General features: G+C 72.8%; 22 protein-coding genes. 10 read left to right on the plus strand and 12 right to left on the minus strand.

From position 1 onward, the window contains the following. Positions 1–38: 38 nt before the first annotated feature. A complete protein-coding gene (gene tuf / locus AB0D94_RS21635) occupies positions 39–1,220 on the minus strand; it encodes an elongation factor Tu (RefSeq protein WP_362054309.1) in 1,182 nt (393 codons plus the stop codon). A gap of 425 nt (positions 1,221–1,645) precedes the next feature. Between tuf and AB0D94_RS21640 the strand changes: the two genes are divergently transcribed. From AB0D94_RS21640 to lnt, 5 genes are all read left to right on the plus strand, one after another. Continuing rightward, positions 1,646–2,374: a VTT domain-containing protein gene (locus AB0D94_RS21640; RefSeq protein ID WP_362054312.1), complete on the plus strand. Its 729-nt coding sequence runs from the start codon at positions 1,646–1,648 to the stop codon at positions 2,372–2,374. A 48-nt stretch (positions 2,375–2,422) separates the two neighbouring features. Continuing rightward, positions 2,423–3,301: an undecaprenyl-diphosphate phosphatase gene (locus AB0D94_RS21645; RefSeq protein ID WP_362054315.1), complete on the plus strand. Its 879-nt coding sequence runs from the start codon at positions 2,423–2,425 to the stop codon at positions 3,299–3,301. 127 nt (positions 3,302–3,428) lie between these two features. Further along, entirely contained in the window at positions 3,429–3,605 is a 177-nt protein-coding gene (locus AB0D94_RS21650) for a hypothetical protein (RefSeq protein WP_362054318.1), read from the plus strand. A gap of 81 nt (positions 3,606–3,686) precedes the next feature. Further along, positions 3,687–4,178, plus strand: a complete 492-nt coding sequence (locus tag AB0D94_RS21655) for a nuclear transport factor 2 family protein (RefSeq protein ID WP_362054321.1) — start codon at positions 3,687–3,689, stop codon at positions 4,176–4,178. A gap of 52 nt (positions 4,179–4,230) precedes the next feature. Beyond that, complete coding sequence (gene lnt / locus AB0D94_RS21660; RefSeq protein ID WP_362054324.1) at positions 4,231–5,847, plus strand: apolipoprotein N-acyltransferase; 1,617 nt, start codon at positions 4,231–4,233, stop codon at positions 5,845–5,847. Here lnt and AB0D94_RS21665 read toward each other — a convergent pair. After that, the gene (locus AB0D94_RS21665; RefSeq protein ID WP_362054435.1) at positions 5,792–6,697 is read right to left on the minus strand and encodes a Gfo/Idh/MocA family oxidoreductase; all 906 of its coding nucleotides are present in this window, start codon (positions 6,695–6,697) and stop codon (positions 5,792–5,794) included. The genes lnt and AB0D94_RS21665 overlap by 56 nt on opposite strands. A 96-nt stretch (positions 6,698–6,793) precedes the next feature. Between AB0D94_RS21665 and AB0D94_RS21670 the strand changes: the two genes are divergently transcribed. Both AB0D94_RS21670 and AB0D94_RS21675 read left to right on the plus strand, forming a co-directional pair. Next, positions 6,794–7,318: a DinB family protein gene (locus AB0D94_RS21670; protein ID WP_362054327.1), complete on the plus strand. Its 525-nt coding sequence runs from the start codon at positions 6,794–6,796 to the stop codon at positions 7,316–7,318. Positions 7,319–7,512: 194 nt separating this feature from the next. Further along, positions 7,513–8,043 carry a hypothetical protein gene (locus tag AB0D94_RS21675; protein WP_362054330.1) on the plus strand — a complete coding sequence of 177 codons (531 nt, stop codon included), beginning with the start codon at positions 7,513–7,515 and terminating at the stop codon, positions 8,041–8,043. A gap of 60 nt (positions 8,044–8,103) precedes the next feature. Here the strand turns inward: AB0D94_RS21675 and AB0D94_RS21680 are convergent, their stop codons facing one another. From AB0D94_RS21680 to AB0D94_RS21715, 8 genes are all read right to left on the minus strand, one after another. After that, on the minus strand, positions 8,104–8,616 hold the full coding sequence (locus AB0D94_RS21680) for a hypothetical protein (RefSeq protein WP_362054438.1): 513 nt from the start codon (positions 8,614–8,616) through the stop codon (positions 8,104–8,106). Positions 8,617–8,711: 95 nt separating this feature from the next. Further along, entirely contained in the window at positions 8,712–9,380 is a 669-nt protein-coding gene (gene ung, locus AB0D94_RS21685; RefSeq protein ID WP_362054441.1) for a uracil-DNA glycosylase, read from the minus strand. Positions 9,381–9,486: 106 nt separating this feature from the next. Next, positions 9,487–11,070, minus strand: a complete 1,584-nt coding sequence (locus AB0D94_RS21690; RefSeq protein WP_362054332.1) for an ABC transporter substrate-binding protein — start codon at positions 11,068–11,070, stop codon at positions 9,487–9,489. 152 nt (positions 11,071–11,222) lie between these two features. Then, positions 11,223–11,984, minus strand: coding sequence for an SDR family oxidoreductase (locus AB0D94_RS21695; RefSeq protein WP_362054334.1), 762 nt, complete (start codon positions 11,982–11,984; stop codon positions 11,223–11,225). 28 nt (positions 11,985–12,012) lie between these two features. Further along, complete coding sequence (gene fabG, locus AB0D94_RS21700) at positions 12,013–12,774, minus strand: 3-oxoacyl-ACP reductase FabG (RefSeq protein WP_362054337.1); 762 nt, start codon at positions 12,772–12,774, stop codon at positions 12,013–12,015. A gap of 197 nt (positions 12,775–12,971) precedes the next feature. Continuing rightward, positions 12,972–13,355 (minus strand): DUF3037 domain-containing protein, encoded by a 384-nt coding sequence (locus AB0D94_RS21705; RefSeq protein ID WP_362054340.1) that lies wholly within the window; start codon positions 13,353–13,355, stop codon positions 12,972–12,974. Continuing rightward, positions 13,352–14,191, minus strand: coding sequence for a HipA family kinase (locus AB0D94_RS21710; protein ID WP_362054343.1), 840 nt, complete (start codon positions 14,189–14,191; stop codon positions 13,352–13,354). The genes AB0D94_RS21705 and AB0D94_RS21710 overlap by 4 nt, the downstream gene beginning before the upstream one ends. Positions 14,192–14,272: 81 nt before the next feature. Beyond that, positions 14,273–14,887 (minus strand): cysteine hydrolase, encoded by a 615-nt coding sequence (locus tag AB0D94_RS21715; protein WP_362054346.1) that lies wholly within the window; start codon positions 14,885–14,887, stop codon positions 14,273–14,275. 196 nt (positions 14,888–15,083) lie between these two features. Between AB0D94_RS21715 and AB0D94_RS21720 the strand changes: the two genes are divergently transcribed. Further along, the gene (locus tag AB0D94_RS21720; RefSeq protein WP_362054444.1) at positions 15,084–15,509 is read left to right on the plus strand and encodes a pyridoxamine 5'-phosphate oxidase family protein; all 426 of its coding nucleotides are present in this window, start codon (positions 15,084–15,086) and stop codon (positions 15,507–15,509) included. Positions 15,510–15,524: 15 nt separating this feature from the next. Here the strand turns inward: AB0D94_RS21720 and AB0D94_RS21725 are convergent, their stop codons facing one another. Then, positions 15,525–16,424, minus strand: coding sequence for a LysR substrate-binding domain-containing protein (locus tag AB0D94_RS21725; protein ID WP_362054349.1), 900 nt, complete (start codon positions 16,422–16,424; stop codon positions 15,525–15,527). Positions 16,425–16,498: 74 nt separating this feature from the next. Here AB0D94_RS21725 and AB0D94_RS21730 point away from each other — a divergent pair, with 74 nt between their 5' ends. Together AB0D94_RS21730 and AB0D94_RS21735 are read left to right on the plus strand one after the other, a co-directional pair. Then, positions 16,499–17,512: a DMT family transporter gene (locus AB0D94_RS21730; RefSeq protein WP_362054352.1), complete on the plus strand. Its 1,014-nt coding sequence runs from the start codon at positions 16,499–16,501 to the stop codon at positions 17,510–17,512. Positions 17,513–17,555: 43 nt separating this feature from the next. Continuing rightward, positions 17,556–17,813 (plus strand): hypothetical protein, encoded by a 258-nt coding sequence (locus AB0D94_RS21735; protein ID WP_362054355.1) that lies wholly within the window; start codon positions 17,556–17,558, stop codon positions 17,811–17,813. A gap of 142 nt (positions 17,814–17,955) precedes the next feature. Here AB0D94_RS21735 and AB0D94_RS21740 read toward each other — a convergent pair whose 3' ends face one another. Then, the gene (locus tag AB0D94_RS21740) at positions 17,956–19,290 is read right to left on the minus strand and encodes an aminotransferase class I/II-fold pyridoxal phosphate-dependent enzyme (RefSeq protein ID WP_362054358.1); all 1,335 of its coding nucleotides are present in this window, start codon (positions 19,288–19,290) and stop codon (positions 17,956–17,958) included. Positions 19,291–19,308 lie beyond the last annotated feature (18 nt).

The following is a 19,308-nucleotide window of genomic DNA, read 5'->3' on the forward strand; positions in this document are numbered from 1 at the left end:
CACAGGGGCCCGATCGGGGGCCCCGACGAGGGACCGGATCAGCCGAGCACGGTGGTCACCGTGCCTGCGCCGACGGTCCGCCCGCCCTCACGGATCGCGAAGCCGAGCCCGGCCTCCAGGGGCACGTCCCGGCCGAGCTCGACGGTCATCGTGACCGTCTCCCCCGGCCGGGCCACCCCGGCCTCCCCCAGGTCCACGTCCCCCACCACGTCGGCGGTGCGGATGTAGAACTGCGGCCGGTAGCCGGTGGCGACCGGCGTCGTACGGCCGCCCTCTCGCCCGGAGAGCACGTACACCTGCGCGGTGAAGCGCCGCGTGGGCGTCACGCTGCCGGGCGCGGCCACCACGTGCCCGCGGCGCACGCCGTCGCGCGGGACCCCGCGCAGCAGCAGCGCGACGTTGTCCCCGGCCTCGGCGGACTCCATCGGCTTCCCGAAGGTCTCCAGCCCGGTGACGACCGTCTCGACCGGCTCGCCGTCGCCGCCGAGGACCGCGACGCGGTCGCCGATGCGTACGCCGCCCCGCTCGACGGCGCCGGTCACGACGGTCCCGCGCCCGGTGATGGTCAGCACGTTCTCCACCGGGAGCAGGAACGGCGCGTCCGTGTACCGCACCGGCATCGGCACGTACGTGTCCACCGCGTCCAGCAGCGCCTCGACCGCGCCGGTCCACCGCGGGTCGCCCTCCAGCGCCCCGAGCCCGGAGACCCGTACGACCGGCGCGGTGTCCCCGCCGTACCCGTGCGCGCTGAGCAGCTCGCGGACCTCCAGCTCGACCAGGTCGGTCAGCTCGGGGTCGCCCGCGTCGGCCTTGTTGAGCGCCACCACGATGTGGTTGACGCCGACCTGCCGGGCGAGGAGCACGTGCTCGGCCGTTTGTGGCATGACCCCGTCGAGCGCGGAGACGACGAGGATCGCCCCGTCGAGCTGCGCGGCGCCGGTGACCATGTTCTTGACGTAGTCCGCGTGACCGGGCATGTCCACGTGGGCGTAGTGCCGGGTGTCGGTCTCGTACTCGACGTGCGTGAGGTTGATGGTGATTCCGCGCCGGGCCTCCTCGGGGGCCCGGTCGATCCGGTCGAACGGCACGAAGGAGGCGCCGCCGCGCTCGGCGAGGACCTTGGTGATGGCGGCGGTGAGGGTGGTCTTGCCGTGGTCGACGTGACCCATGGTGCCGATGTTGAGGTGCGGCTTGGTCCGCACGAAGGCCGTCTTGGCCATGATGATTTCCCGTAGCTCGAAGCTGGAACGGGACCCCTGAACCGAACCGACCCTCCCCCTGCGGGGTCCGCCGGACGATCCGGGAAGGGTCAGCTTCGTGCGCCGTCGAATGCGGCGAAGGCGGGTGCGCCCGCGAATGCGGCAGCCTTCGGCGCGTCCGCGACTGCGGACGGCGCTGCGAGGAAGGCGTACCGGGACATGCCCCTGATCCTGCCGGACCGCCCGTGACGCGTCGACCGAATTTCCGTTCGCCCGGCGGTCCTTGCGCACCGCGCTGCCGCGCGCGGTGGCAGCGGGCGGTTCGAGCGGGGGGTGGGGCGGGGGTGACGCCGGTCACCGCTCGCGGACCAGGGCGTCGCCCCGGGTTCTCCCGGGTGAGGCCCAGATTACGGCGCGCCGCCGCACACCTCGGTTACCCTCCCGGAATGTCCCTCCTCCTCGCGCCGCGCGCCCGGCTGTCGCTGCTCGTCGTGCTGCTGGTCGCGGCCGGGGTGTGCGTGCTGCTGTTCGAGCCCCAGCGCATCCTCTCGGAGGGCTGGCCGGCGGGGCTGCCGGTCGGTGCGGCGGTGGTGCTGTTCGCGGCCGCGTACGGGGTGTGCACGGCGGCCTTCGTGCCGCGCCCCCTGCTGAACCTGGCGGCGGGTGCCCTCTTCGGGACACAGTTCGGCCTGGTGGCAGCGGTCGGCGGCTCGGTACTGGGCGCGGGCATCACCTTCGGCCTGGGCCGGGTCATGGGCCAGGAGGCTTTGCGTCCGTTCCTGCGCGGGCGCTGGCTGGCGGCGGCCGACGGCCAGCTCAGCCGGCACGGCTTCCGCTCGATGCTCGCGGCGCGGCTCTTCCCCGGGGTGCCGTTCGTGGTGGCCAACTACTGCGCGGCCGTGTCGCGCTGCGGCTGGTCCCCTTTCTTGCTCGCCACCGGGCTGGGCGTCATCCCGAACACCGCGGCCTACGTGATCGCGGGGGCCAGCTCCTCCTCCCCCGGATCGCCCGCCTTCCTGGCCGCGTTCGGGTTCATCGCCGTCTCCATGGCGGTCGGCGGAGCCGTCGCCTGGCGCAAACGGCACCGCCTGGCACCGCCTCGAACGCCCGTCACGGCGTACGAACTGATGCCCCAGCACCCCCCTGTGGTCAGCGGCACCTCGCACGGGCCCTAGCATCGGACGCGAACTGCCCGACGATCACAAGGACGAGCGCACCCCGACATGAGCTGGTTCGAATCCCTAATCCTCGGTCTCGTCCAGGGGCTTACGGAGTTCCTCCCGATTTCCTCCAGCGCCCACCTGCGGCTGACCGCGGCGTTCGCCGGCTGGCACGATCCCGGAGCGGCCTTCACCGCCATCACCCAGATCGGCACCGAGGCTGCGGTGCTGATCTACTTCCGCAAGGACATCGCGCGGATCGTCTCCACCTGGTTCCGGTCCCTGTACACCAGGTCGCTGCGTTCCGAGCAGGACGCGAAGATGGGCTGGCTGGTGATCGTCGGGTCGATCCCGATCGGTGTCCTCGGCCTCGTGTTCAAGGACGCGATCGTGGGCCCGGCCCGTGACCTGCGGCTGACGGCCACCACCCTCATCGTGATGGGCATCGTCCTCGGCATCGCCGACCGGCTGGCGGCCCGCGACGAGGAGGGCGGCCGGCACCGGGCGATCCGCGAGCGCAAGACGCTGGGCGAGCTGGGCGTCAAGGACGGTCTGATCTTCGGTCTCTGCCAGGCGATGGCCCTGATCCCGGGCGTCTCCCGGTCCGGTGCGACGATCTCCGGCGGCCTGCTGCTGGGCTTCACCCGTGAGGCCGCGGCGCGCTACTCCTTCCTCCTCGCCATCCCGGCCGTGCTGGCCTCGGGCGCCTTCGAGATCAAGGACGTGGTCGAGAACCCGGGCCACATCTCCTGGGGTCCGACGATCTTCGCGACGGTCATCGCCTTCTTCGTGGGCTACGCCGTGATCGCGTGGTTCATGAAGTTCATCACGACCAAGAGCTTCATGCCGTTCGTGATCTACCGGATCCTCCTCGGCATCCTGCTGTTCGTGCTGATCGGCACGGACGTGCTGAGCCCGCACGCGGGCGAGTCCGGCTCCTAGCGGGACCCCCCGCACCGCCCCCCATCACCGCTTCGCGTGTACCGCAGGCCGCCCGGGAACGTTCCCGGGCGGCCTTTGCGTCGTTGTGCCCGGAGAGACCTGAAGGCAAGCAGCAGGGGGTGTCCCAATGGGTCGAGTGGTGCTGGAGCGTTTTCCGGCCGGAAGTCCGAGGGGAAGCTGGCCCGCCGAGGAGTACGCGGCGCAGCGGATGAGGGAGGGCGTCCAGGCCGAGGTGGTGATGGACCTGGACAGCGACGCGTTCCTCGTCGTGGTCCGGCAGCGGGAGGCGTATTCCGGTCACTGACGGGCCGCCGCCGTGCGTTTTCGGCGAGCCCGCCACGACCGGCCCCTTGGCGTCGGCCTCCCGCAGCCCCACACTGACCCGATGACGCAGCGTGTGGACCTCGCGACCGTAATGGACCGGCTGGCCGTCGACGAGGTGGTCACGGGGTACGCGGTGGCCGTGGACGACGGCGACTGGGCGGCGTACCGCGCCCTGTTCACCGCGGGGGGCAGGGCCGACTACCGCTCGGCGGGCGGGATCGAGGGGCCCGCCGGGGAGGTCGCCGACTGGCTCGCGGAGACCATGAAGCTGTTCCCGGTGCGCCAGCACCTGGTCGTCAACCGGCTGATCCGGCTGGAGGACCTGGGCGGTTCGCCCGGCGACCGCGCCGAGGTGCAGGCCGATTTCCTCAATCCGATGCGGCTGGCCGGACCGGAGGAGGCCCGCCCGCAGGACGCCGGAGGTGCCGGGGCTGTGACCGCGCCCAATTTCGTCGCCGCCGGCCGCTACGCCTTCCTCCTCGCGCGCACCCCCGACGGCTGGCGGCTGACCCGCGTCACCGTGCACGAGAAGTGGCGCCACGTCTCGGTGTGACCGGGTCGGCCCGGTCCGTCCGTCACTGCCACACTGGAAGCGGAGGCGTGCCATGGTCCCGGTTCGCAACGGATGGTCCCCTCGATGGCGCCCCGCGGCCGCCCTCGTCTGCGGGGCGCTGCCCGCCCTCGCCTTCCCCGCCCCCGCCCTCTGGTGGTTCGCCTACGTCGCCCTCGTGCCCTGGATGCTGCTGCTGAGGTCGGCCGCCACCGGGCGGCGCGCGGCCCTGGAGGGCTGGCTCGGCGGCGCCGCGTTCATCGTGGCCGTCCACCACTGGCTGCTGCCCAGCCTGCACGTGTTCCTGATTCCGGTGGCCGCCCTGGTGGGCCTGCTCTGGATCCCCTGGGCCCTGCTGGTGCGGGAGTTGCTCGGCGGCGTCCCGGCGGCGGGGCGGGCGGCGGCCGCGCTGGTCCTCGTACCGGCGGGCTGGCTGCTGTCGGAGCTGGCCCGGTCCTGGCAGGGGCTGGGCGGGCCCTGGGGGCTGCTGGGGGCGAGCCAGTGGCAGGTGCCGCCCGCGCTGCGGCTCGCTTCGGTGGGCGGCGTGTGGCTGGTGAGCCTGCTGGTGGTCGCGGTGAACTGCGCGCTGGTGCTGCTGGTCGCGGTGCCGGGGGCGCGGGTCCCCGCGGTGGCGGGGGTGGCGGGCTGCGCGGTACTGACGGGGGCGGTGTGGCTGTGGGCGCCCCGGCCGGAGGTGGCGGGCGGGCTGCGGGTGGCCGTCGTACAGCCGGGCCCGGTGGCGGGCCAGGACAGTGTGGAACGCCGGTTCGCCGCCGGGGAGTGGCTGACCCGGGCCCTGGCCGGAGCGGGGGCGGGAGCTGACGCCGGGACGGACAGCGACGCCGGCACCGACACCGACGCCGGCACCGGCACCGGGCAGGCCGTGGACCTGGTCGTGTGGGGCGAGAGCAGCGTCGGCGCGGACCTGACCGCGCGCCCGGACCTGGCCCGGCGGCTGGCCTCGCTGTCCGCGGAGGTCGGGGCCCCGCTGCTGGTGAACGTGGACGCGCGCCGCTCGGACCACCCGGGGATCTACAAGAGCTCGGTGCTCGTGGGCCCCCTGGGCCCCATCGGGGAGCGGTACGACAAGATGCGGCTCGTCCCCTTCGGCGAGTACGTACCGGCCCGAGCCCTGCTCGGCTGGGCCACCTCCGTCGGCAAGGCGGCCGGCGAGGACCGCATGCGCGGCGCCGCACCCGTGGTCATGGACCTGCCCGCGGGCGCGCGCGTCGGCCCGCTCGTCTGCTTCGAGTCGGCCTTCCCCGACATGGGCCGGCACCTGACCCGCCAGGGCGCCGGCCTGCTCGTCGCCCAGTCGGCGACCTCCAGCTTCCAGGACAGCTGGGCCCCGGCGCAGCACGCCTCGCTGGCCGCCCTCCGGGCCGCCGAGAGCGGCCGCCCGATGGTGCACGCCACCCTCACCGGCATCAGCGCGGTGCACGGCCCCTCCGGCGAGCGGATCGGCGCCGCCCTGCCCACCTCGGCGAGTACCGCGGCCGTGTACGAGGTCCCGCTGGCCCGCGGCACGACCCCGTACGTCCGCTTCGGGGACTGGCCGGTGGCCGCGGCCCTGGCGGCCCTGGCCGCCTACTGCGCGGTGGCGGGTTCCCGTTCGCTCAGGAGGCCTGGTCCAGAGCGGAGCGCACCACCCGCTCGCACAGTTCGTGGGTGAGCAGGGCGTCCCGGGCGCTGAGGGTCTTGCCGGTCGTGACGGCCTCCAGGAAGGCGTCGACGACCTGCTCGATGCCCCGCTGGCGGGCGACCGGCACCCAGTCCCCGCGCCGCCGCACGGTGGGCTGGCCCTTGTGGTCGATGATCTCCGCGAGGTTGACCACCTGTCGCTTGGTGTCCTGGCCGGAGACCTCCAGGATCTCCTCGGTGGAACCGGACAGCCGGTTCATGATGCCGAGCGCGGTGAAACCGTCCCCGGACATCTGGAGCACCACCTGGTGCATCAACCCCTCGCGCACCACGGCTCGGACGTCGATGTGGTCGGCCTCCCCCGGCAGGAGGAACCGCAGGGTGTCGACGACGTGGATGAAGTCGTCCAGGACCAGCGTGCGCGGGTCCTCCGGCAGGCCGACCCGGTTCTTCTGCATGACGATCAGTTCGCGCGGGTGCTCGGCGCACTGCGCGTAGCCGGGCGCGTGACGGCGGTTGAAGCCGACGGCCAGCGACACCCCGCGCTCCTCGGCCAGTTCCACCAGCCGCCGCGAGTCCGCGAGCTCGTAGGCGAGCGGCTTGTCCACGTACGTCGGTACGCCGGCCTCCAGCAGCTTCGTGACGATCTCGGGGTGGACGGCGGTCGGTGCGTGCACGAAGGCCGCGTCGAGGCCTTCGGCGAGCAGCGCGTCGAGACCGGTGTGGCGGCGCGCGGCCGGGATGTGGTGGAACTCGCCGGTCCGCTCCAGGGTGGCGGGGGTGCGGGTCTGCAGGTGCAGCTCCACTCCCGGGCGGGTGGTGAGGACGGGCAGGTACGCCTTCTGCGCGATGTCGCCGAGTCCGATGCAGCCGACCTTCACCGGGAGCCTCCTGGTGCGTTTGCTCATGCGTTCCTTGTGGGACGCTCGCAGCTTAATCCCTGGTGGCGGGGCCGTGGTTCGCCGAGGATGGGCCCCATGACCACCAGTTCCGGATCACACCGCACCGAGCCCTCCACCACCGCCGACGAGCGGGAGATGCTGGAGGGCTGGCTCGACTACCACCGCGCCACCCTGGCCTGGAAGTGCGAGGGGCTCGATGACGAGCAGCTGCGCAGCGCCCCGCTCGCCCCCTCCGAACTCAGCCTGCTGGGCCTCGTACGGCACTTGGCGGAGGTGGAGCGGTACTGGTTCCGGGAGATCATGGCGGGCGAGGAGCTCCCCGAGCTGTACTGCACGAGCGAGGACCCGGACGGCGACTTCCACTTCACCTCCACCGCCACCTGGGCCCGGGCCGAGCAGGTGTGGCAGACCGAGATCGAGCTGGCGCGGCAGGCCGTGAAGGGCCAGGCGCTGGACCTCCGGTCGGATTCCGCGAGCCACCACCGCGGCGAGGTGTTCAGCCTGCGCTGGGTGTACCACCACATGATCGAGGAGTACGCGCGCCACAACGGCCACGCCGACCTGCTGCGCGAGCAGATCGACGGCGCGACGGGCGAGTAGCGGCGGCTGTCGGGCCCGTCCGGGGCCGGACGGGCCCGGGCCGGACGGGCCCGGGCCGGACGGGCCCGGGCCTCCGGGCCCGGGCCTCCGGGCCCGGGCCGATCGGCCGGACACCGTCTTCCGCGTCACCCGTGCGGGGTGAATATCGGCCGCGGGTTTTCGCAACGGGGTGCTCACGCAGCAGAGTTGCGTGGGTGCATCCAACCCGAACCACGACAACGCTGCTGCTCGGAGTCGCCTGCGCCGTCTCGGCCGCCTCCGGTTGTGTGAATGTGAGCCCCGGCCCCGCGCACCCCGCGGCCGCCCCCTCCTCCGGGGCGCCGCCGCAGCACGAGCCGCGCGGCGGACCGGGAAGCCTGCCGGTGGTCGTCCGGGCGCCCGCCCTGGAGGCACTGGAGGCGGCGCCGGAGCGGCCCGCCCGGCAGGCGCCCTCCGCCCCCGCTGCCCCGGTCTCCGGGCACACTCCGCGCGGTGCCGCGGTCCGGCCCGCCGAGGCCGCACCGCGGGTTCCCGAGGCCGCCGGAGCGGCGGAGCCCTCGGGGCTCACGGTGGAGCACCGGGGCGGCCGGCCGCACCGTCCCCGGTCCGACGCGGAGGCGCCGCGCGAGCTGATGCGGCAGCTGCCCGTGCGCCCCGCAGATGTGTGTGCGCTGGGGCGGCGGCACGGGCGCTGGCACCCGGACAGCCCGGAGGCCCGTATCTGCGCGGGCGTCCGCGACGGCTGACCGGAGCCCGGAGCCGCCCCCTGGAGACCCCCGGGAGCCCTAGGGAGCCCTTGAGGGGCCCTACGGGGACTGCTCGGGGAACGGCCGGGGGCCCCCGCCCGGTTCCGTGGCCAGGCGCCGCTCCAGCCGGGCGATGGCGGCCCGTACGCCGTTCCCGTACCCGTCGTCGGACAGTGCCCCGGTGGCCGCCCGGGCCCGCGCCAGGTGCACCCGGGCCGCCTCGGGCCGCTGGAGCTTGATGTAGTCGGCGGCCAGGCTGAGGTGCAGGGACGGGTAGAACACCCGCATCGCGAGGTGCGGCTCCGGCTCCGCCGAGGGGGCGTCCCGGAGCCCGTCGGCCGCGGTCAGGGCCCGCAGGTCCCAGGCCAGCTCGTCGGCGGGGTCGTCCTGGGCGTCGGCCATGTAGTGCGCGAGCGTGCACCGGTGGAGGGAGTCGCCCGCCTCGCCGATCTCGGACCAGATCTCACCGAGCCGGTTGCGGGCCTCCTCGCGGTCCCCGGCGTGCAGCAGGATGACCGCCTGGCCGATCCTGGTCATGACGGCGTCCTCCGACGCCTCCTGCTGCTCCCTCAAGGCGGCCTCCGGCTTGTTCTGCCGGACCTGCTCCGGTCCGATCATCAAGAAGTTAGCCGGAGGCGCCGGCAATGGCGCCGAGGCGCGGTGGGACGTCAGCCGAGGTCCGGGATCCGCCAGTCGATCGGCTCATGACCCTGGGCGGCGACGGCCGCGTCGATCTGGGTGAAGGGCCGGGACCCGAAGAACTTCTTGGCCGACAGCGGGGAGGGGTGGGCCCCCTTGACGACCACGTGCCGCTCCTCGTCGATCAGCGGGAGCTTCTTCTGGGCGTAGGCGCCCCACAGCACGAAGACGGCCGGGTCGGGGCGCTCGGACACGGCGCGGATCACGGCGTCGGTGAACCTCTCCCAGCCCTTGCCCTTGTGCGAGTTGGGCTCGGCCTCGCGGACGGTGAGGACCGCGTTCAGCAGGAGGACGCCCTGGCGGGCCCACGGCATCAGGTACCCGTTGTCCGGGACCGGCAGGCCGAGCTCCTCCTTCATCTCCTTGTAGATGTTGCGCAGCGAGGGCGGGGTCTTGACCCCGGGGCGCACGGAGAAGCACAGGCCGTGGCCCTGGCCGGCGCCGTGGTACGGGTCCTGGCCGAGGACCAGCACCTTGACCTGGTCGAAGGGTGTGGCCTCCAGGGCCGCGAAGACCTCCTCGCGGGGCGGGTAGACCGGCCCGTTCGCCCTCTCCTTCTCGACGAACTCGGTGAGTTCCCTGAAGTAGGGCTGGTCCAGCTCCCCGCCGAGGACGGGGAGCCAGGACTCGGGCAGCATCTGGGTCACGGCGACAACCTCCGGTACAAGTTCGTGCAACTGCTATGAACCTACCGGGGGCCACTGACAATCGTTCCGGCCGCCTGTGCCGCCGGACCCGGAGCGGCTACCAGCTGGTCTTGCGGTACAGCTCCCACATCTGCATGGCGGTCTGCGGGTCCAGCGCCCGCTCGGCGCCCGCGATGTCCTCGCGCGCGGCGACGTAGAGCTTGCCCTGCCACAGCGGCAGCAGCCGGACGTCCTGGGCGAAGGTCTGCTGGGCCTGTTCGAACTCCCGGACACCGGCCGACCGGTCGCTCTCGCGGCGGGACTTGGGCAGCAGTTCGTTCAGGATGTTGGCGGGCTCGTACGGGGTGCCGACCGCGTTCTCCTTGCCGACGAACGGCGCGATGAAGTTGTCCGGGTCCGGGAAGTCGGGGAACCAGCCGCGGCCGAAGATCGGGTACTCGCCGTTCTTGTAGCCCTCCTGGAAGGCCTTCCAGGGCTGGCTGCGCAGGGTGATCTTGAACAGCTTGCTCTCGTCCAGCTGCCGCTTGAGCTCGGTGAACTCGTCGGCGGTGGAGGAGCCGTACCGGTCGGTGGTGTACCAGAAGGTCAGCTCCACCGGCTGGTTGATCCCGGCGTCCTTGAGGAGCTTCCTGGCCTTCTCGACGTCCGCGTGCCCGTACTGGTCGTAGTACGGCGTCTTGTGGCCGACGACCCCCTTGGGGACCATCGAGTACAGCGGCTCGGCGGTGCCCTGGTAGACCTTGGAGACGAGCGCCCCCCGGTCGACGATCTGGGCGATCGCCTGGCGGACCGCGAGCTTGTTGACCGCCGGGTCCTTCGGGTTGAAGACCAGGTAGCGGATCTCGGCGCCGACGTTCTCGACGACCTGGACGCCCTTCGAGTGCGACTCGGGGCTCTGGAGGTCCCTGATCTCCGGGGCGGACAGGCCTCGGTAGGTGGCGTCGATGTCCTTGGCCTTGAGCGCCGAGACCATCTTCGTGGAGTCGGTGAAGTAGCGGATGGTGACCGCGTCGTTACGGCGGTTGGCGAAGCCGGTGTAGTTGCCGTTCCCGCTGAGGACCGACTCGGCGCCTTCCTTGTACGAGTCGAGGACGTAAGGGCCGGAACCGGTCACCTTGCCGTCCTCGCGCACCTTGTCCGCGGGGTAGTCCTTGGGCGCCACCAGCGAGGCGGCGGGCGAGCCGAGGACGTACGGGAAGGTGGCGTCGGGGGTCTTCAGGTGGAACACGACCGTCAGCGCGTCCGGTGCCTCGATCTTGTCCAGGCTGCCGAAGAGGTCCTTGGGGCCGACCTTGGAGCCGATGGTCCGGATCCGGTCCAGGGAGTGCTTCACGGCCTTGGAGTCGAGCGGCTCCCCGTTGGAGAACTTCAGGCCCTTGCGCAGGGTGCACCGGTACGCGGCGTTCGCGGCGTCCGTGAACTCGCAGCTCTGGGCGGCGTCCGGCTGGGGCTTGGTGGAGCCCGTGGGGAAGGCCAGCAGGGTCTGGTAGACGTTCCGGTACAGCTCCCAGGAACCGTCCCATGCCGCCGCCGGATCGAGGGTGCTCGGTGCGCTCGTCGTGCCCACGACGATGCGCTTGGCCTCGCCGTCGCCGTCGTCCGACACCAGGCCGCATCCGGCGAGCAGGGATATGGACGCAAGGGCCGCAGTGATCTGCAGGCATCTGGTCCGGTTGAACACGTGCACGCTCCTCGATCAGCCAGGGGTGCGGCAGACCCTACCGCAGTGCCCCCCGAATCCAATGCGTTGGTTTCGTGGGGCACTTGACCGGTTCCGTGCATATTCGGTACGCATTTGCCTCCCTTTTGGAGGCAAATGCGTCCGATTATCGGTCAGTGCACTCCGGCATTGAGGAACATTCCCCCGTCGACGACGAGAGTTTGCCCAGTGATCCATTCCGCTTGCGCGGAGGTGAGAAATGCCGCGGCCCCTCCGATGTCCTCCGGAACCCCGAGCCGGCCGAGCGGATAGGCGGCCGCGGCCTCCTGCTCCCGGCCCTCGTAGAGCGCCTGCGCGAACTTCGTCTTGACCACGGCGGGGGCGATCGCGTTGACCCGGACCCCGGGAGCCATCTCGTGGGCGAGCTGGAGGGTCAGGTTGACCATGGCGGCCTTGCTGATCCCGTACGCGCCGATGAAGGGCGAGGCGGAGACCCCGGCGATCGAGGCGATGTTCACGATCGCACCGCCGTTCTCCTTCTGCCAGGCGTGCCAGGTCCGCTGGGCGAAACCGAGCGCCGAGATCACATTCGTCTCGAAGACCTTACGCGCGACCCCGAGGTCCAGGTCCGCGATCGGGCCGAAGACCGGATTGGTGCCCGCGTTGTTCACCAGGAAGTCGACGCGGCCGAAGGCCTCCATCGTGCGCTCCACGGCGACGGCCTGGTGGGCCTCGTCGTGCGCCTTCCCGGCCACCCCGATGACCCGATCGGCGCCGAGCCGCTCGACGGCCTCCTTGAGGGCCTCCTCGTTGCGCCCGGTGATGCAGAGCCGGTCGCCGCGGGCGACCAGCGCCTCGGCGATCCCGTAGCCGATGCCCCGGCTCGCCCCGGTGATCAGCGCGACCTTGCCGCTGTCGATGCCGTTGTACGTCATGCCGTACGCCCTGCCTTTCTTGAGCTCGTCAGTTGAGCGGGCCGCCGGCCACGTACATGACCTGGCCGGAGACGAAGCCGGCGGCCTCGCCCGTGAAGAAGGCGATGGCGTTGGCGATGTCGTCCGGCCGGCCCACGCGCTGTACGGGGATCTGGGTGGCGGCGGCCGCCTGGAAGTCCTCGAAGCCCATGCCGACGCGGGCGGCGGTCTGGGCGGTCATCTCGGTGACGATGAAGCCGGGGGCGACGGCGTTGGCGGTGACGCCGAACTTGCCGAGCTCGACGGCCAGGGTCTTGGTGAAGCCCTGCAGCCCGGCCTTGGCGGCGGAGTAGTTGGCCTGGCCGCGGTTGCCGAGCGCCGAGCTGCTGGAGAGGTTCACGATGCGGCCGAACTTGGCCTCCACCATGTACTTCTGACAGGCCTTCGACATCAGGAAGGCGCCGCGCAGGTGCACGTTCATGACCGTGTCCCAGTCGGTCTCGCTCATCTTGAACAGCAGGTTGTCGCGGAGCACGCCCGCGTTGTTGACCAGGATGGTCGGAGCGCCGAGCTCGCCCGCGACGCGCGCGACGGCCGCTTCCACCTGCGCGCCGTCGGAGACGTCGCAGCCGACCGCCAGGGCCTTGCCGCCGGCTGCCGTGATCGCCTCCACGGTGTCCTTGCAGGCCGCCTCGTCCAGGTCGAGTACGGCGACCGCGCGGCCCTCGGCGGCCAGGCGCGCGGCGGTGGCCGCGCCGATGCCCCGGGCCGCCCCGGTCACGATCGCGACGCGCTGCTCGGTGGTGGACATGCTGGATCTCCTCGCCCTTGAGAGACGGCCGCCCAGAGGTGAGCAACCGCTTAGTAGCTTCAGCTGAGGAGACGCTAGGAGTCCTGACACTCCGTGTCAACGGGAGGCGGATCCAGCCGCGCCGGCGTTCGAGGCGCGCAGGCGCGGGGGCAGGGCCCCCGCGCCTGCGCCGCACCCGACCACCGGCGGGACCCCGCTCAGCGGACCAGGAGATCCAGCAGCCGCTCCACCTCCGCGGCCGGGTCGGCCGTCAGGCCGGTGTGGACCGGGCCCGGCTGGACCACCGTGCTGCGCGGCGCGATCAGCCACCGGAAGCGGCGGCCGGCGTCGTCACCCTCCGCCTGCCCGGCGGACTCGCCGCCCGCGCACACGCCCTCGACCCCGCGCAGGGCGGCCCGCACCCCGGCCACGTCGGCCCCGGGGTCCAGGGCGAGGAGCTTGGCCTCGTCGAGGTGGGTGCGCGCGGCGACGTAGGAGTGCGCGCGGCAGTAGACGATCACGCCCGCGTTGAAACACTCGCCGCGTTCCATCCGGGGCACCACGCGCACCAGCGCGTACTCGAACACGTCCCGCTTGATCACTCGCTGTCGCTCTTCTTCAGGTGGGGCTGGGGGGCGAGGCGTTCGGCGAGCCAGCCGGGCGGTCCGGACCGCGGCTTCACCTCGGCCTCCATCGAGATCCTCTCGTGGATCGTGGCCGCACGCGGCAGCAGCGCCTCCACATAGGCGCGGCGCAGCGCGTCGGTGGAGTCGAAGCCGGGCTCGTCGACCAGCCACTCGTCGGGGACGTCGGCCGCCACCTCGGTGAGCAGTTCCTCGGTGACCAGCGGCGCGAGCGCGGCGGCCGCGGCTTCGATGTCCGGTCCCACGGGGGCCAGTACGTGGTCGGAGGCGTTGTAGGGCTTGGCGGACGCGGCCTGGGCGGTGGGCCAGTTGTGGTGCCAGATCATGGTGGCGCCGTGGTCGATGAGCCAGACGTCCCCGTGCCAGACCAGCATGTTCGGGTTGCGCCAGGACCGGTCGACGTTGTTGATCAGGGCGTCGAACCAGACCACGCGCCCCGCCTCGACCGGGTCCACCTGGTACGCGAGCGGGTCGAAGCCGATCGAGCCGGGCAGGTAGTCCATGCCGAGGTTGAGCCCGCCGCTGGCCTTGAGCAGCTCTTGGACCTCCTCGTCGGGCTCGCCGAGCCCGATGACGGGGTCGAGCTGCATCTGCACCAGCCGCGGGACCCGCAGGCCCAGCCGCTGGGCCAGGCGGCCGCAGATGACTTCGGCGACCAGGGTCTTGCGGCCCTGGCCGGCTCCGGTGAATTTCATGACGTAGGTACCGAGGTCGTCGGCCTCGACGATTCCCGGGAGCGAGCCGCCCTCACGCAGGGGCGTGACGTAGCGGGTCGCGATCACTTCGGACAGCATCCGCCCAGGCTAACCGTCAAGTCGGCCGCGCGCGCCGACCCGTGTCCCGCAGACGGGAAGCCCGCGGGGCGGTTCGCGCCGTCAGCGCGCTGGAGCCCACTGCCCGATCAGGACCTCGGCGGTCGTGATGGTGGCGACGAGGGCCAGGGAGTTGCGGATCACCTCGGCGGTGCAGGAGGCGGGCACTCCGGCGATGGCGTCGGCCGGGACGACGACCTGGTAGCCGAGGTTCACGGCGTCGAAGACGGTGTTCGGGATCGCGATGTTGGAGGAGACGCCCGTGACGACGAGGGTGCGGATGCCGAGATTGCGCAGCAGGGCGTCCAGATCGGTGCCGGCCATCGGGGAGAGCCCGTGCAGCCTGCGGACGACCAGGTCCCGCCCGGCGACCTCGATGGGGGCCGCGACCTCCACCGCCGGGCTCCCGGTCAGCTGCCGTACGGGCAGCCTGCCCGCGGCGCGGAACAGCCGTGCGTTGGTGTTGGCCCCGAGCCCGTCCGGCCGCCGCTCGGCGACCGCGTGAAGCACCTGTACGCCCGCCCCGCGCGCGGCGTCGGCCAGCGCGGCGATCCGGCCGAGCATCCCGGAGTCCCGGGCCTCCTTGGCGAGTTCCGGGAGCGCGCTCTCCTCGCCGACGACACCGTTCTGGCACTCGACGGTGAGCAGGGCGGTGGTCGCGGGATCGAGGTCCGGCATGGCTCCCCCTGGCGTGGCGACGGAAGAGCCCTCATGATTCCTGACACACAGTCAGATGTGAAGGGGTGCAGGACCCATGGACGAGACACACGTGGACCGGACGGACCGGACGGCAGATCAGACGGCAGACCGGACGGCGGACCGGACTGCCCCGAACGGCCGGACGGACCAGGGACAGCGGCGCGGCCGCCGGATCATGATGACCGAGGCCGAGGTGGACGCCTTCCTGCGCGAGCAGAGGACCTGCCGGGTGGCGACCGTCTCACCGGACGGGCGGCCGCACGTGGGCGCCTTGTGGTTCGCCTGGGACGGCGCCTCGCTGTGGCTGTACTCGATCACGCGCAGCCGGCGCTGGTCCGACCTGCGCAAGGACCCGCGGCTCTCGGTGGTCGTGGACGCGGGCGACTCCTACGACGAACTGCGCGGCGTGGAACTGTCCGGCACCGCCGTCTTCGTGGGCGAGGCTCCGCGCACCGGCGAGCCCTGCCCGGAGCTGGCGGAGGCCGAACGGATCTTCCCCGTCAAGAACTTCGGCATCGAGGAGATGCCGCACGACGGCCGGCACGCCTGGATCCGCCTCACCCCGGAGTCGATCGTCTCGTGGGACTTCCGCAAGCTCTGACCGGCAAGACACCGCCTACGGGGTCGAGGCCGCCCGCCGCAGAGCCTCGACGGCCGCCCGGACGGACGGCCGCCGGTCGGCGTCCGCCCGCCAGACGGCGTACACGTGACGGCGCACGGAGTCGCAGACCGGCAGCAGCCGGACCCCCTCCGGCACCGGCCCGCGCCCCAGCCTCGGCGTCACGCACACCCCGAGCCCGGCCTCCACGAAGGCCAGCTGGGTGTGGTGCTCCTCGGCGATGTGGGTGATCCGCGGCTCGGTCCCCGTACCGCGCAGGGTGTAGACCAGCCACTCGTGACAGAACTGGCCCTCGTTCCAGGAGATCCAGTCGTCGTCCGCGAATTCGGCGAGCGAGACCTCGGTGCGATCGGCCAGCCGGTGGCCGGCCGGGACCGCGATGTCGACGGAGTCGTCCAGCAGGGGCGTACGGGTGAGCTCGGCCGGCACCGGCATCCGCTTGTTGTACCAGTCGATCGCCAGGGCCAGGTCGAGGTCCCCGCGCACGACGGCGGCCATGCTCACCGCCGGCTCCTGTTCCCGTGCGAGAACCCGCAGCTCGGGATGGTCGGTGCGCAGGGCGGACAGGGTCCGGGGCAGCAGTCCGCGCATGGCGGTCGGGAAGGCGCCGATCCGCAGCTCGCCGACGGCGCACCCCCGCTGCGCCTCGACATCGGCCTGGGCGAGCTCCACCTGGGAGATGATCCGGGCCGCGTGATCGGCGAGCAGGCGGCCCGCGTCCGTGAGTCGGATCCCGCGCCCGTTCTTGGCGACGAGCGGCTGGCCGACCTCGCGCTCCAGCTTGGCCATCTGCTGGGAGACGGCGGAGGTGGTGACGTGGAGCCCGTCGGCCGCGCCGCTGACCGAGCCGTGGCGGGCGAGGGCGTCGAGGGTGCGCAGCCGATCCAGGTTCAACATGTAAGCGATGCTACGCCGTCACTCCCACGAAGTCTCGCTTGTCCTACGAAGTTGCGGCGAGCACAGTAAGTGGCATGAGCGCACCCAGCCCGCCCCGGCCGACCCTCCCGACCCTCCCGACCAGCGCCGCACCTTCCCGCCCCGCCTCCCCCGCGACGGCCCGGCCGTCCGTCCGCCGGGTCCGCGAGGGCCGCCGGGTCCGCTGCCTGGACTGGCGCGTCCGTTTCGCGATCCTCTCGGTGATCTGGGGCTTCAGCTTCCTGCTGATCAAGGTGGGTACGGAGGCGTACGCGCCCTTCCAGGTGGCTCTGGGCCGGGTCCTGTTCGGGGCGCTCGCCCTGCTCGGCGTGCTGCTGGTGCGCCGCGAGCCGCTTCCCCGGGGCCTGCGCACCTGGGGCCACCTCGCTGTGGCGGCGGTCCTGCTGAACTCCCTGCCCTTCTCCCTCTTCGCCTACGCGGAGCTGAGCATCCCGTCCAGCCTGGCCGGCATCTGCAACGCCACCTCCCCGCTGTGGGGCATGGCCCTGTCTATGGTCGCCCTGTCGGAGGACCGCCCGACGCGCCGCCGGTTCGCGGGACTGGGCCTGGGATTCCTCGGCGTACTGGTCGTCCTCGGTGCCTGGCAGGGCTTCTCCGGAGTCGACGCCAAGGGCACGGCGCTCGCCCTGCTGGCCGCGCTCTGCTACCCCATCGGCTGGATCTACGTCCGCCGCACGCTGGCGGCCGCGCCCGGCTCCCCGGTGGCGCTGACCGGAGCCCAGCTCCTGGTCTCCACGCTCCAGCTCGGCCTCGTCAGCGCCCTGTTCACCTCGGCCCCGGCCTCCTTCCCGCTCTGGCCCACGCTGTCGGTCGTCGCGCTGGGCGCCCTCGGCACGGGCATGGCCCTGCAGATGCAGTACGGCCTGGTGACGGAGATCGGCCCGACCACCGCCCAGATGGTCACCTACTTCATCCCCGTCATCGCCACCGCGGCGGGCGTCCTGGTCCTCGGCGAACAGCTGCACTGGAACACCCCGGTCGGCGCGGCGGTCATCCTGGCGGGCGCCGCCCTCACCCAGACCCGCACCGGCCGGCGCAGCCCCGCCTGACGCCTGCTGCCTTCCTGGCGATCATCTCCTTGGGGGGCAGCACATGTACATCGGCATCTTCCTGCTGACGCTGGGACCGGCCGGCGCCGTACCCGGCGGGTGGCTCGCACTGGACGTGCGGGGCGCGGCCGCCTCACTGGCCCGCTGGGGCAACCGCAACACGGAGATGCGCATGCAGGCCCGCGGCGAGCTCGGCCCGCCGCAGCGGCGGCTCTCGGCCGGCCTGTACCGGTTCCCCGGCACGGCGATGGCCCTGGGCGGTTCCGTCGTCGCCCTGGCGGGCCTGGCAGAACTCGCCTGACGCCGGGCGGGGCTTCGGGCGCCGGGACCCGGCACCCGAAGCCCCGGCCGGCCCCAGCAACCCCGTCGGCGACGTCCGGCCCGGTCCGGCCCCGCCGGGCCCAACAAACCCACCGACCCCGTCCGGCCCCGCCCGGCCCCGGTCAGTCGTAGCGGACCCCCGACGTTCCCGGGCGGACCGCCGCCGCCACCGCGGCCGCCAGGCCCGGCACCTCCTCCGCCGCCACCTGTGACACCGTCAGCCGCACGGCCGGCCCCGTCTCCACGCGGAAGCGGGCCCCCGCGGCCACCGCCCAGCCCTCGGCCAGCAGCCGGGTCACCACCCCCGTCTCGTCGGCGACGGGCACCCACACGTTCATCCCGCTCCGCCCGTGCGCCGGCACCCCCCTCTCCCGCAGGGCCCCGACGAGCCCGTCGCGCCGCACCCCGTACGCGCGCGCCACCGCGGCCCGGTCCACCGCCCCCGAGGTCCACAGCTCCACCACCGCGTACTGGAGCAGCCGGCTCACCCACCCCGGGCCCAGCCGCTGCCGCCCCCGCACCCGGTCCAGCGTCACCTCGTCGCCCGTCAGCACCGCCAGCCGCAGGTCCGGCCCGTACGCCTTCGCCGTGGACCGGATCAGCGCCCACTTCCGGGTCACGCCGGTCAGCGTCCACAACGGCAGGTCGACGAAGCTGTGCCCGTGGTCGTCCTCGACCAGCAGCACCTCGGGGTACCCGGCGAGCACCTCCCGCAGCTCGCGCGCCCGCGCCTCACCGACCGCCGCCCCGGTCGGGTTCTGTGCCCGGGCGGTCACGACCAACGCCCGCGCCCCCTCCGCCAGCGCGCGCTCCACGGCCCCGGCCACCGGACCGTCGTCGTCCACGGCGACCGGCAGGATCCGCAGCCCGAGCGCCGGGACCAGGTCCAGCACGCTGCCCCACCCCGGGTCCTCGACCGCGACCGCGTCCCCAGGCCGCAGGTGCGCGGACAGCACCCGTTCGATCCCGTCCAGAGCCCCCGAGGTGACCGCGACCGGCCCGGCCGGCACCCCGTCCGCTTCGAAGCCGGCGCGGGCCAGGCGCGCCAGGTCCGGGACGACCGGGGCCTCCCCGTAGAGGGTCGGCGCCTGCGCGTAGCGCCGGGCGGCGGCCGCCAGCGCCCCGTCGAGCGCGGGGAGCAGCGCCACGTCGGGATTGCCCGCCGAGATGTCGCGTACGCCCGCCGGCACGGTCATCGGCGGTGCGTCCCGCGGCGCACTCGACGGGCGGGGCCGCACCCGGCTGCCGCGGCGCCCGTCGGTCTCGATGACACCGCGCTCGCGCAGGGTCCGGTACGCGGCGGCCACGGTGTTCGGGTTCACCCCCAGCACACCGGCCAGTTCCCGCATCGGCGGCAGCAGCGTTCCGGGGGCGAGCGCGCCCGAGCCCACGCCCGCTTCGACACTGGCCGCGATATCCGATGCGCGGCGTCCAAGGATCCGATAATCTTCTAGCACAAAGATAAGTATGCACTA

This window comes from Streptomyces sp. NPDC048255 (assembly GCF_040652415.1).
GTDB lineage: Bacteria > Actinomycetota > Actinomycetes > Streptomycetales > Streptomycetaceae > Streptomyces.